Consider the following 14,270-nt stretch of genomic DNA (forward strand, 5'->3'; position numbering starts at 1 on the left):
CTTCACACGTGAACCGTCGGACTGCGGTACGGCGACCGGGCTACTGGATCCCGAACTTCTTGCCGATGAGGTCGAACATCTCCTCGTCGGAGGCCTCCTGGAGCGCGCCGCTCACGGCGGGGTCCTCCGGGGCCCGGGGGGCCGTCCCCCCGGCCTGCGTCCAGTCGGCGAAGAGGCGCTGGAGCCGCTCGTCGATCTCCTTGTCCCCGGCCGGGTCCACGCCGAGTTCGGCGAGCGCGGCCGCCAGCTTGTCCAGGTGGCCGAGGGCATCGGCGCGGGTGGCGGCGCCCGGGTCGGGCAGTGTGCCCGCCACCTCGGATGCCAGGCGGCCCGCGAGCTCCTGCGGCGTGGGGTGGTCGAAGACCAGGCTGACGGGCAGCGCGAGACCGAGCGCGGCGTTGAGGCGGTTACGCAGTTCGACGGCGGTCAGCGAGTCGAAGCCGAGGTCCTGGAAGGGCCGCGCCAGCTCCATCCCCTCGGTGGAGCCGTGGCCGAGGACTGCGGCGGCCTGCTCGCACACCAGGTCCACGAGGAACGCGTCGTGCTCCTCCTCGGGCAGCTCGGCGAGGCGTCCGAGGACATGCCCGGCGGTGTCCGCCGTCCCCTGCTCGGGCTCGGCGGCCGGGGCGTCGGCGGCGGTCTGCCGGGGCGCCGCCGGGGCGGCCGTCGTGCTGCCTTCCGGCCAGAACCGCCTGCGCTGGAAGGCGTACGTCGGCAGGTCGGCGCGGCGGGCACCGGACAGGTGCGGCAGTCGGCCGAGGTCCAGCGGCAGCCCGCGTACGTGGGCCTCGGCGACGGAGGCGAGGAAGCGGGCCTCACTGCCCTCGTCGCGGCGCAGGGTGCCGACGGCCGTGGCCGCGGCGCCCGCCTTCTCGAAGGTCTCCTGGAGGGCGACGGTCAGGACGGGGTGCGGGCTGACCTCGACGAAGTAGCGGTACTCGTCCGCCAGGAGGCGGCGCACGGCCCCTTCCAGGAGCACCGGCTCGCGCAGGTTGCGGTACCAGTACGCGGCGTCGAGGGCGGCCGTGTCGACGACCTCCCCGGCGACGGTCGAGTAGAACGGCACGTCGGCCCGGCGCGGTTCGACGGACCCGATGCCGTCGATGAACTCCGCACGCAGGGACTCCACTTGGGCCGAGTGGCCGGCGGCGGTCGCGCCGGGCACCTTGCGGGCGCGTACGCGCGCGGCCATGCAGGTCGCCACCAGCTCGTCGACGGCGTCCGGCTCGCCGCACACGATGACCGAGGTGGGGCCGTTGACGGCGGCGATCGACAGACGGTCGCCGTACGGCTCGATGCGGCGGGCGACCTCGTCGGCGGAGAGCAGGAACGAGGCCATGGCGCCCTTGCCGACCAACAGGTTGAGCAGCCGACTGCGGAGCGTCACGATGCGGGCCGCGTCCTCGATCGACAGCGCGCCCGCGACGTACGCGGCGGCGATCTCTCCCTGCGAGTGGCCGATGACGGCGTCGGGCTCGACGCCGTGCGCGCGCCACACCTCGGCGAGCGCCACCATCACGGAGAACAGCACGGGCTGCACCACGTCCAGGCGGTCCAGCGCGGGCGCCCCCGGCTCCTGGCGCAGGACGTCCGTCAGCGACCAGTCCACGTACGCGGAGAGCGCCTGGGCGCACACGTCGATCCGCTCGCGGAACACCGCCGACGTCTCCAGGAGCTCGCGGGCCATCTCCGGCCAGTGCGAGCCCTGCCCGGGGAAGACGAACACGGTCCGTCCCGAGGCGGTGGTCACGCCCTGCACGAGGCGGTCGTCCTCGCGCCCGGCGGCCAGCGCCGCGAGCCCGGCCTCCAGGTCGGCGAGGTCGCTGCCGACCACGACGGCCCGGTGCTCGAAGTGGGTCCGCCCGGCGAGGGAGAGCGACAGGTCGGCGGCGGAGAGCTCGGGTCGGCCGCGCACATGCTCGGCGGTCCGGCCCGCCTGGGCGCGCAGCGCCTGGTCGGTGCGGCCGGAGACCGTCCATGCGAAGGGGCCGTCGGTCGCCGCGGGCGGTGCGGCGGGCTCGGGGAGCGCCGGTGCCTGCTCGATGATGACGTGCGCGTTGGTGCCGCTGATCCCGAACGACGAGACACCGGCGCGGCGCGGGTGGCCGCGCTCGGGCCAGGCGACGGGCTCGGTCGCCACGCGGACGGTGCCGGACTCCCAGTCGACGTGCGGCGTCGGCTCGTCGACGTGCAGGGTCCGGGGCACCCGTCCGTGCTGCATGGCGAGGATCATCTTGATCACTCCGGCGAGGCCGGCGGCGGCCTGGGTGTGTCCGAGGTTGGATTTCACCGAGCCGAGCCAGAGCGGGTGTTCGGCGGTGCGGTCCCTGCCGTAGGTGGCGAGCAGCGCCTCGGCCTCGATGGGGTCGCCGAGTTCGGTGCCGGTGCCGTGCGCCTCGAGGACGTCGACCTGCTCGGAGGGGACCTGCGCGTTGGCGAGGGCCTGCCGGATGACGCGCTGCTGGGCGCGCCCGTTGGGCGCGGTCAGGCTGCTGCTGGCGCCGTCCTGGTTGACGGCGGAGCCGCGGATCAGCCCCTGGACGGGGTGGCCGTTGCGGCGGGCGTCGGAGAGCCGCTCCAGCAGGAGCATGCCGACACCCTCGGAGAACCCGGTGCCGTCGGCGGACCCGGCGAACGACTTGCAGCGCCCGTTCTCGGCGAGCACCCGCTGCCCGCTGTACTCGACGAAGCCCATCGGCGTGGACATCACGGTGACGCCGCCCACGAGCGCCAGGGAGCATTCCCGCTGCCGCAGCGCCTGCGCCGCCAGGTGCAGGGCCACCAGCGAGGCCGAGCATGCGGTGTCCACCGTCACCGCGGGCCCCTCGAAGCCGAAGGTGTAGGCGAGACGGCCGGAGAGCACGGCGGCCGCGTTGCCCGTGCCCACGTGCCCCTCGAAGGCGCCGGGCGAGGCGAGGAGCAGTGACTGGTAGTCCTGGATGTTGGTGCCGGAGAAGACGCCGACGTCGGAACCGCGCAGGTCGGCCGGGTCTATGCCGGCCCTCTCGAAGGACTCCCAGCCGGTCTCCAGGAGCAGCCGCTGCTGCGGGTCCATGGCGGTGGCCTCGCGCGGACTCACGCCGAAGAACGCCGCGTCGAAGTCGGCGGCGCGCTCGACGAAGCCGCCCTCGCGCACGTACAGGGTGCCCTTGCGGCGCTGTTCCGGGTCGTAGAGCGCGTCCAGGTCCCAGCCGCGATCGTCGGGGAACGGGCCGATCGCGTCGCCGTCCTCGGCGACGAGCTGCCACAGCTCTTCCGGCGAGGCGACCCCGCCGGGGAAGCGGCAGGCCATGCCGATGACGGCGATCGGCTCGTTCAGCGACTCCACGAGCTGCTGGTGCTGCTGTTTCAGCCGCTCGGTCTCCTTGATCGACGCCCGCAGCGCCTGTACGACGCGATCGTCAGTGGTGCCCATGAGCTCACTCCCGAGGGTTGTTCAGAGGTCGGTGTTGATCGCCATGTCGACGAGGCTGTCCAGGTCCATGGCGTCGATGGACTCCGGCGTCACGGGTGCCACGGCGTGGGGGCCGGCGGCGTCGGCGGCCGGTCCGTCGTTCGCTCCGGCCGCTCCCGGAGACAGGCCGGCGCCACCGGATGCGTCCGCGAACCCGGTGAGTCGCAGCAGGGCGTCCAGGACGCCGACCTCCTGGAGGCGGCCGAGGGGAAGGGCGGACAGGGCGGCGCGGAATCCCGCGGCGTCGGTCGTGCCGAGCCCCGCGTCGGGGGTGGCCGGGTCCGCGCCGGTGGCCGATTCCGGCGCAAGCCTCTCCCGGAGGTGCACCGCCACCGCCCGGGGCGTGGGGTGGTCGAACAGCGTGGCCGCGGAGAAGCGCAGGCCGGTGGCCCCGCTGAGGCGATTGCGCAGTTCGACCACGGCCACCGAGCTGAAGCCGGACTCCAGGAAGCCCCGGTCCGGGGAGACCGCGTCGAGATCGGCGTGGCCGAGCACGGTGGCCACATGGCCGCGCACCAGGGCGAGCAGGATGCGTGCCTGCTCGGCCTCGCTCAGCCCGGCCAGGCTCTGCGCGAGTTTCCGGTCGGTGTTCACGGGGGCGGCGGCGCTCGCGGTCGGGCGCGTGCGCTCCGGCGGCACGAGCTTCCGCAGCACGGGCGGCAGCGGGACGTCCGCCCCGGCGAGGGACGCCAGGTCCAGGCGGGCCGGCACGCTCAGCGCCCGGTCGTGGGTGAGGACCGCGTCGAAGAGCGCGAGCCCCTCGTCGGCGGACATCGCGAGGGCGCCCTCGCGCCGGATCCGGGCCAGGTCGGTGCCGGTCACCTGGCCGGCCATGCCGCGGTCCTCCTCCCACAGTCCCCAGGCGGCGGACACCGCGGGGAGACCCTGCGCCCGGCGCTCGTACGCGAGAGCGTCCAGGAAGGCGTTCGCGGCGGCGTAGTTGGCCCGGCCCGCCGCGCCGAACACACCGGCGACGGAGGAGAAGAGGACGAAGCCCGACAGGTCGAGGTCGCGGGTCAGCTCGTGCAGGTTGAGCGCCGCGTCGACCTTCGGCCGGAACACCCGGGCCAGCCGCTCCTCGTCGAGCGACTCGATCACCCCGTCGGCCACGACGCCGGCGCAGTGGACGACGTCGGTGAGGGGGCGGTCGTCCGGGACCGATGCCAGCAGCGCGGCGAGCGCGTCGCGGTCGCCCACGTCGCAGGCCTCCACGCGAACGCGGGCGCCCAGCCCGCCGAGTTCCGTGATCAGTTCGCCGACGCCGTCGGCCGCGGTGCCGCGCCGTGAGACGAGGAGCAGGTCGCGTACCCCGTACGTGGATGCCAGATGGCGGGCGACGAGCGCGCCGAGGCCGCCCGTGCCACCGGTCACGAGAACGGTGCCCTCAGCCCCGAAGGCCCTTCCCTGCGTGCCTGGTTCGGACTGCACGGCCGTACGGGTCAGGCGCGGGACCAGGGCCCGGCCGCCGCGTACGGCGACCTGGGGCTCGACCGTGCCGAGTGCGGTGCGCAGGGCAGCCGCCTCGGCGGCGGCGTCCAGGCCGGGTTCGATGTCGACCAGGAGCAGACGGTCGGGATGCTCGATCTGCGCCGCCCGGACCAGGCCCCACACCGGGGCCGCCGCGAGATCCGCGACGCCCTCCGCCGGCCCTGTGCCGACGGCGCCACGCGTGACCACCGCCAGCCGGGCGAACCCGTTCCGCTCGTCCGCGAGGAAGTCCCGAACATCGTTCAAGGCGCGCGCCGTTGCTGCCGTGGGGGTCTCGTGCGGATCACCGCCGTGGTGCCGGACGACCAGCTCGGCCGCCTTCCCGCCCTGGTCCGGCGCACCCCATTCGGCCCAGCCCGACAGCCGCTCCGAGCCGCCCTGGACCGGGTTCCACTCCATGTCGAACAGCGCGTCCCGCAACCATCCGCCCGCAGCCCGGATCTCCTCCTGCGTGACCGGACGGGTGGCCAGCCGTGCGACCGACAGGACCGGCGCACCGGTCTCGTCGGCGACGGCGATGGAGACCTCGCCGTCGGCCGACGGCAGGACACTCACGCGTACGGACGCCCCACCCACGGCGGAGAGTTCGACACCGGTCCAGGCCGACGACAGCAGCGCCTCGCCGGTCTCGTCGCCGACGACACGTGCCACCGCGTCGAGAAGGGCCGGGTGCATGCCGTACGCGGCGGCCTCGCCGACCACCGAATCCGGCAGCGCGACCTCGGCGTACGTCTCCGCGCCGCGGCGCCAGAGGGCTCGGACTCCCCGGAACGCCGGACCGAGGCCGACGCCGGACCGTGCCGTCCGTTCGTACAGGTCGTCGACCGGCAGTACGGTCGCGCCGGGGGGCGGCCAGGCAGCATGGACGGCCTCCGGCCTCGCCGGGCCGGCGGCCCGGTTCAGCGTGCCGGACGCGTGCAGCGTCCACTCCCCGTGGTCCGCCGTGCCGCCGGGGCGCGCGAAGACCTCGACCGTGCTCCGGCCTTCGTCGTCCGCCTCCGACACCAGGAGCTGGAGGAAGACGGCCTCGGAGGACAGGAGCAGGGGCCGGTGGTAGGTCAGCTCTTCGAGGTGTGGACTGTGCACGTGATCGCCTGCCTGGAGGGCCAGTTCGACCAGCGCGGAGCCGGGCAGGACGATGCGTCCGTGCAGGGTGTGCTCGCCCAGCCACGGCTGCTCGGCCGGGGACAGCCGCCCCGTCCACAGGGAGCCACGGCCGTCCGGCAGGGACACCTTCGCGCCGAGCAGCGGATGCCCGGCGGCCGCGAGGCCCAGGCTCGCCGCGTCACCGCTCGCCGCCGGTGCGTCCAGCCAGAAGCGTTCCCGCTGGAAGGCGTAGGTGGGCAGCCCGTGGGCGACCGGGCCGCTGCCGAGCAGCGCCGACCAGTCCACCTCGGCGCCACGGGTATGCACCTGGGCGAGGGCGTCGAGCAGGGCGCGGGGCTCCGGCGCTTCGCTGCCACGCAGACCCGGCGCGAAGAGAGGAGGGGCACCGGCGTCGCCCTCCGCGGTGAGGCAGTCCGGGCCGAGCGCGGAGAGGACGGCGTCCGGGCCCAGCTCCAGGAAGACCGAGACGCCCTCGGCTTCCAGGGCGCGGATGCCGTCCAGGAAGCGGACCGGCCGGCGGACGTGGTGCACCCAGTACTCGGGCGAGCAGATCTGCTCGGGGTCCGCGATGGCCCCGGTGACGTTGGAGACCAGCGGGACGGAGGGCGCGCGGTAGCTGAGGCTCTGCGCGACCGTGCGGAAGTCGTCCAGCATGGCGTCCATGTGCGGCGAGTGGAAGGCGTGGCTGACCGTGAGCCGCTTGGCCCGGCGGCCCCGGGACTTCCACCGGGCGGCGAACTCCTCGACCGCGTCCAGGTCGCCGGACACGACCACCGACGAGGCGCTGTTGACCGCCGCGATCTCCAGGCGGCCCCTGTGGCCGCCCTCGCCCAGCGCCGCCGTGACCTCCTGCTCCGTGCCCTCGACGGCTGACATGCCGCCGTCGGCACGCAGGGCCTGCATGAGGCGTCCGCGTGCCGCGACGAGCCGCACGGCGTCCGGCAGCGAGAGGCACCCGGAGACATGCGCGGCGGCGATCTCGCCCACCGAATGACCGATCAGGAAGTCGGGGCGCACGCCCCACGAGGTCATCAGCCGGTAGAGAGCCACCTCGACGGCGAAGATCCCTGCCTGGGCGTAGACCGTCTGATCGAGCAGGCCGTCCGTCGGATCGAACAGCACCTCCCGGAGGGGGCGCTCGAACTCGCCGTCGAAGAGGGCGAGAACCTCCTCGAGAGCCTCGGCGAATACGGGATAGGTCCCGGACAACTCACGTCCCATGCCGAGGCGTTGGCTGCCCTGCCCGGTGAACAGGAACGCCGTCCGCGAGGGTCCGTCCGCCACACCGCGTACGAGCCCGGGGGCACTCTCGCCCCGGCTGAGGGCGTCCAGGCCGGCGAGGAGGGTCTCGGCACGGTCGGCGAGGACCACGGCCCGATGCTCGAAAGTCGAACGGGACGAGACGAGCGCCCGCCCCAACGCGCTTACGTCAACCGCCTCCTGACCCGCCACATGATCACGCAGACGCTGGGCCTGAGCACGCAGAGCACCCTCGGTCCGAGCCGACACCAACAACGGCACCAGCCCACCCGAAACCCCCGGCACCTCCCCCACCTCAACCGCCTCCGGGACCTCGGGGGCCTCCTCGATGATCACGTGCGCATTGGTCCCACTGATCCCGAACGACGACACACCCGCCCGACGCGGACGACCCTCCACCACAGGCCACACACGTGCCTCATCCAGCAACCGCACCCCACCCGACGCCCAGTCCACGAACGGCGACGGCTCACCCACATGCAACGTCCGCGGCAACCAACCATGCCGCAACGCCAGCACCATCTTGATCACCCCACCCACACCCGCAGCCGTCTGCGTATGACCAAGATTCGACTTCAACGCACCCAGCCACAACGGCCGATCCACCGGACGCCCCCGGCCATACGTCGCCAACAACGCCTGCGCCTCGATCGGATCCCCCAACCGCGTCCCCGTCCCATGCGCCTCCACCACATCCACCCCACCCGCAGAAACACCCGCATTCACCAACGCCCGACGAATCACCCGCTCCTGCGCCGGACCACTCGGCGCCGTCAACCCATTACTCGCACCGTCCTGATTCACCGCACTCCCCCGCACCACCGCCAACACCTCACCCCCACGACGACGCACATCCGACAACCGCTCAAGAACCACCACCCCCGCCCCCTCCGACCAACCCGTCCCATCCGCCCCCACACCAAACGCCCGACACCGCCCATCCGACGACAAACCACCCTGACGACCGAACTCCACGAAGGCTCCGGGCGAGGCCATCACGGTCACGCCGCCGGCCAGGGCGAGGTCGGTCTCGCCCCGGCGCAGCGAGTCCGCCGCCAGGTGCATCGCCACCAGGGATGACGAGCACGCCGTGTCCAGGGTGATCGCGGGGCCCGACAGGCCGAGGGAGTAGGACAGCCGGCCGGAGGCCACGCTGCCCGCCGAGCCGTAGCCGAGGAGGCCCTCGAGGCCTTCCGGGATGTCCGGCAGGCGTGCCGCGTAGTCGTGGTACATGACGCCCGTGAACACACCGGTCTGGGTGTCCTGGAGCGACTTCGGGTCGATGCCCGACCGTTCGATCGCCTCCCAGGACGTCTCCAGGAGCAGCCGCTGCTGCGGGTCCATCGCCAGGGCCTCACGCGGCGAGATACCGAAGAAACCCGGATCGAACTCGGCCGCGTCGTACAGGAAACCGCCCTCGGCGGCGTACGAGCCGTCCGTGGCTCCGGCATCCCAGCCGCGGTCGTCGGGGAAGGGACCGATGGCGTCCCGGCCGTCCAGGACCAGCTGCCACAGGTCGTCGGGGGTGCGTACGCCGCCGGGGAAGCGGCACGCCATGCCCACGATCACGATCGGGTCGTCCGCGTGGGCCGTCGCCGCCACCGCGAGGGCCGGCTGCTCCGCTGCCCGGGGACCGAACGCACGTGTCAGGTACTCGGCGATGCGCCTCGGCGTGGGGTGGTCGAAGACGAGGGAGGCGGGGAGGCGGAGGCCGGTGGCGCGGTCGAGGCGGTTGCGCAGTTCGACGGCCATCAGCGAGTCGAAGCCCAGGTCCTTGAACGGGGCGTCCACGCCGATGGCGCGGCCGGGGCCCGCGCCCAGGGTCTCGCTCGCGTAGCCGCGCACCGCGTCCAGGATCACGCGCAGCCGTTCCGCCTCGGTGAGACCGGCGATCCGGGTGGCGAGACCCGCGTCGCCGCCCTGGCTCGCGGCCCGCGCGCGCCGCGTCCCGCTCGGCATCAGCGACCGCAGCACGGCCGGTACGCCCTCCGCGCCGCGCCGCCGCAGCCCCGCCGGATCGAACAGCGCGGGGACGACGAGCGCCGACCCGGCACGCACGCCCGCGTCGAAGAGCGCGAGGCCCTCCTCGGCGGACATCGCCGTCATGCCGAGCGCCGAGAGGCGACCGCGGTCGACGTCGGACAGGGCGTCGGTCAGTCCGCCGTCGGCCCCCCACCAGCCCCAGGCCAGGGAGACGCCGGGCAGGCCCTGCGCGCGGCGGCGGAACGCGAGGGCGTCCAGGAAGGTGTTGGCGGCGGCGTAGCCCGCCTGGCCGGCGCCTCCGACCAGTCCGGCGCAGGACGAGAAGAGCACGAAGGCGGTGAGGTCGAGCTCCGCCGTCAGCTCGTGCAGGTGCAGGGCCGCGTCGGCCTTCGGCCGCATGACGCCCGCCAGTCGGTCGCCGGTGACCGAGGTGAGGACTCCGTCGTCGATGACGCCCGCGCAGTGGACGACGCCGGTGAGGGGGCGGTCGTCCGGGACCGACGCCAGCAGCGCGGCGAGCGCGTCGCGGTCGCCCACATCGCAGGCCTCCACACGAACACGAGCGCCCAGCCCGCCGAGTTCCGTGGCGAGTTCGGCGATCCCCTCGGCGGCGGGGCCGCGCCGCGAGACGAGGAGCAGGTCGCGTACCCCGTACGTCGAGGCCAGATGACGGGCGACGAGCGCGCCGAGGCCGCTGGTGCCACCGGTCACCAGAACGGTGCCGTGCGGGCCGAACGCCGGTGCGGCGCCGGACGGTGCCGTCGTCCGGGCGAGGAGCGGGGTGACCGCCTTGCCGTCACGGACCGCCACCTGTGTCTCCGCCGTGCTGAGCGCGGCGCGCAGAGCGGATTCCTGTGCGGCCGGGTCGAGGTCCGGCTCGACGTCGACGAGGACGAGACGGCCGGGGTGCTCGACCTGGGCCGAGCGCACCAGGCCCCACACCGGGGCCGCCGTGAGGTCGGCGATGCCGTCCCGCGCGTCCGCGGCGACAGCTCCGCGCGTGAGGACCACGAGGCTCGCGTCGGCGTACCGGTCGTCGGCAAGGAATGCGCGAACGACGCTGAGCGCACGGCCGGTTGCCGTCGCGGGCGATTCTCCGGTCCGGCCCTCGTGCGTCCAGACGACCAGCTCGGGGGCGTCGCCGCTCCCGTCGGGACCGTCCCACTCGGCCCAGCCCTCGGGGGCCTGCCCGGAGGCGGTGGCCGGACTCCACTCGACGTCGTACAGACGGTCCCGCAACACCCCTGCGGTAGGCCGCAGTTGATCGCGCGCCACCGGGCGGGCGACCAGCCGCTCCACCGAGAGGACCGGGGCGCCGGACTCGTCGACCGCCCGCACGGACAGCTCACCGGCGGGAGTCGTCCCCAGGCTGACGCGGACGGCCGTCGCGCCCGCACCGGCGAGCTCGACGCCGGACCACGCGAACGGCAGTCGTACCTCCTGCGCCGCCGGGTCGACACAGGGGTGGAAGACGGCGTCGAGCAGCGCCGGGTGGATGCCGTACGCCCCTCCGTCGGTCACCGGCTCGGGCAGCGCGACCTCGGCGAACAGCTCGTCGCCGCGCCGCCAGACGGATCGCAGGCCCTGGAAGACCGGGCCGTACTCATAGCCCTGGTCGGCCAGCCGCTCGTACAGATCGCTCACGTCGGCCCGCTCGGCGCCGCTCGGCGGCCACACCGCCAGGTCCGCGGTGGAGAAGGGGCCTGCCGAAGGGGACAGCGTGCCCGTGGCGTGCAGCGACCACACCTCGCCGCCGAGCAGGCCCGCAGCGGCGTCCCCGCCGCCCACCGGGCACGAGTGCACGGTCACCGCGCACCGGCCCGACTCGTCGGGCCCGGTCACGGTCACCTGGATCCGCACGCCCGCCGTCCCGGAGAACAGCAGGGGCTGCTGGAGGGTCAGCTCCTCGATGCGGCCGCATCCGGCGCGGTCACCGGCGTGCAGCGCGAGTTCGACAAGGACGGCGCCGGGGAGCACCGCGGAGCCGAACACCGCGTGGTCCGCCAGCCACGGCTGCTCCGCGAGGGAGAGCCGGGCGGTCCACACGGTTCCCCGGCCGTCCGGCAGGGTCATCACGGCGCCGAGCAGGGGGTGGCCTGCGGCCATCAGGCCCAGGCCGGCCGCGTCGGCGCGGCCCGCCGGGACGTCCAGCCAGAAGCGTTCCCGCTGGAAGGCGTAGGTGGGCAGGTCGTGGGCGACCGGGCCGTCGCCGAGCACCGCCGGCCAGTCCACCGCCCCGCCACGGGCGTGCACCCGGGCGAGGGCGTCGAGCAGGGCGCGGGGCTCCGGCACGCTGTCGCCGCGCAGCCCTGCCGCGAACAGGGGCCGGTCGTCCTCGCCCTCCGCTTCCTCCCGCGGGGCCAGGCAGTCCGGGCCGAGCGCGGAGAGGACGGCGTCCGGGCCCAGCTCCAGGTAGACGCCGACTCCTTCGGCCTCCAGCGTTCGCACCCCGTCGAGGAAGCGGACCGGCCGGCGCACATGGCGCACCCAGTACTCGGGCGAGCACACGTACGCCGGGTCGGCGAGGGTGCCGGTCACGTTCGAGACCAGCGGAATGCTCGGCGCCCGATAGGTGAGACCGCTTGCCACCGCACGGAAGTCGGCCAGCATGCCGTCCATGTGCGGCGAGTGGAACGCGTGACTGACCGTGAGCCGCTTGGCCCGACGGCCCCGCGACTTCCAGTGGTCGGCGAACTCCGCCACCGCGGCCGCGTCCCCGGAGACCACGGTCGAGGAGGCGCTGTTGACCGCCGCGACCTCCAGACGGCCCGCGTAACCGCCCTCGGCCAGCGCCGCCGCGATCTCGTGCTCCGCGCCCTCGACCGCCGCCATGCCACCGTCCACCGGCAGGGCCTGCATCAACCGCCCGCGTGCCGCCACCAGTTTCACCGCGTCGGCCAACGACAGCACTCCGGCCGCGTGCGCCGCCGCGATCTCGCCCACCGAGTGCCCGATCAGGAAGTCCGGACGCACCCCCCAGGACGACACCAGGCGGAACAGGGCCACCTCGACGGCGAAGATCCCCGCCTGCGCGTACACCGTCCGGTCGAGGAGACCGTCCGACGCCTCGAACATCACCTCCCGCAGCGGCCGGTCGAGCTCCCCTTCGAAGAGCCCGAGCACCTCGTCCAACGCCGCCGCGAAGACCGGGAACGCCTCGTACAGCTCACGCCCCATGCCGATCCGCTGGCTGCCCTGCCCGGTGAACATCACCGCCGTTCCCGCCGCGCCCGGTGCCACGCCCCGTACCAGCCCCGCGGCGCTCTCCCCGGCCACCAGAGCGTCGAGGCCCGCCAGCAGGGCCTTCCGGTTCTCGCCGACCACGACGGCCCGGTGCTCGAAGGTGGACCTGGTGGCCGCCAGGGCGCGGCCCAACGGCCTGATGTCCACGGTCTCCTGGCCGGACACGTGGTCGCGCAGCCGCAGCGCCTGGTCGCGCAGCGCCTCCTCCGTACGGCCGGACACGATCCACGGCACGAGGCCGTCCTCGGCCTCCGGCTCCTCGGCCGTCCCGTCCTGAGGCGCCTGCTCCAGGATCACGTGCGCGTTGGTTCCGCTGATGCCGAACGAGGACACACCCGACCTGCGGGGGCGGCCGTCCGCCGCCTCGGGCCACCGGCGCTCCTCGCCCAGCAGCTCGACCGCGCCCTGCGACCAGTCGACCAGGGGCGTCGGCTCGTCCGCGTGCAGGGTGCGCGGCAGCAGGCCGTGTCGCATCGCCATCACCATCTTGATGACGCCGCCCACGCCGGCCGCGGCCTGCGCGTGCCCGAGGTTCGACTTCAACGAGCCCAGCCAGAGCGGTTGTCCGGCCTCGCGCCCCTGCCCGTACGTCGCGAGCAGGGCCTGCGCCTCGATCGGGTCACCGATCTTCGTGCCCGTCCCGTGCGCCTCCACCGCGTCGACGGCGTCCGCCGGGACGCCCGCGTCGGCGAGGGCCTGTCGGATGACGCGCTCCTGGGCCGGACCGCTGGGCGCCGTCATGCCGTTGCTCGTGCCGTCCTGGTTCACCGCGCTGCCGCGTACGACGGCGAGGACGCGGTGACCATGGCGGCGGGCGTCGGAGAGGCGCTCCAGGGCGAGTACGCCGACGCCCTCGGACCAGCCGGTGCCGTCCGCGCCGGCCCCGAACGCCTTGCAGCGGCCGTCGGCCGACAGGCCGCCCTGCCGGCTGAACTCGGCGAACATGACCGGGCTCGACATCACCGAGACGCCGCCCGCCAGGGCCAGCGAGCACTCGTCGTGGCGCAGTGCCTGCACGGCGAGGTGCAGCGCGACGAGCGACGAGGAGCAGGCCGTGTCGACCGTGATGGCGGGGCCCGTGAGGCCGAGGGTGTAGGGCACCCGGCCGGAGACGACGCTGGCGGCCGTTCCGGTGCCGTAGTAGCCCTCGATCTCGTCGGGGACGGTCTCCAGGCCCGCCGCGTAGTCGTGGTACATGACGCCCGCATAGACGCCGGTTCGGCTGCCCTTCAGCGACCGGGGGTCGATGCCCGACCGTTCGACGGCCTCCCAGGCCGTCTCCAGGAGCAGCCGCTGCTGCGGGTCCATCGCCAGGGCCTCGCGCGGCGAGATACCGAAGAAGCCCGGGTCGAACTCGGCCGCGTCGTACAGGAACCCGCCCTTGCGGGTGGCGCTCCTGCCCGGCCGGTCGGGGTCCGGGTCGAAGAGGGCGTCGGTGTCCCAGCCGCGGTCCTCGGGGAAGTCCGACACGGCGTCCCCGCCCTGGGCGACCAGCTGCCAGAGGTCCTCCGGCGAGGCGACGCCACCGGGGTAGCGGCAGGCCATGCCGACGATCGCGATCGGCTCGGGCCGGCGCTGTTCGGCGTCCCGGAGCTGCCGGCGCGTCTGGTGCAGCTCCCGGACAGCCCACTTCAGCTTGCCCAGCAGGTTCTTCTCGTCAGTCATGTGAGGTCACTCCGCTACGTGCGTCTGCGTGGGTTCGGACGGGCCGAGGGGGAAGGGGTCGGGGCAGCGC

At 74.1% G+C, this 14,270-nt stretch carries 2 protein-coding genes; both read right to left on the reverse strand.

From position 1 onward, the window contains the following. Window positions 1–40: 40 nt before the first annotated feature. Window positions 41–3,382, reverse strand: coding sequence for a type I polyketide synthase (locus ACH4UK_RS36150; RefSeq protein ID WP_398363386.1), 3,342 nt, complete (start codon window positions 3,380–3,382; stop codon window positions 41–43). A 54-nt stretch (window positions 3,383–3,436) separates the two neighbouring features. Then, window positions 3,437–14,200: an SDR family NAD(P)-dependent oxidoreductase gene (locus ACH4UK_RS36155; RefSeq protein WP_398363373.1), complete on the reverse strand. Its 10,764-nt coding sequence runs from the start codon at window positions 14,198–14,200 to the stop codon at window positions 3,437–3,439. Window positions 14,201–14,270 lie beyond the last annotated feature (70 nt).

The organism is Streptomyces sp. NPDC020884 (genome assembly GCF_044333935.1).
Classification (GTDB): domain Bacteria; phylum Actinomycetota; class Actinomycetes; order Streptomycetales; family Streptomycetaceae; genus Streptomyces.

Coding starts and splice junctions, on each gene's coding strand:
- ACH4UK_RS36155 (WP_398363373.1), bottom strand. CDS start 14,200: ATGACTGACGAGAAGAACCTGCTGGGCAAGCTGAAGTGGGCTGTCCGG.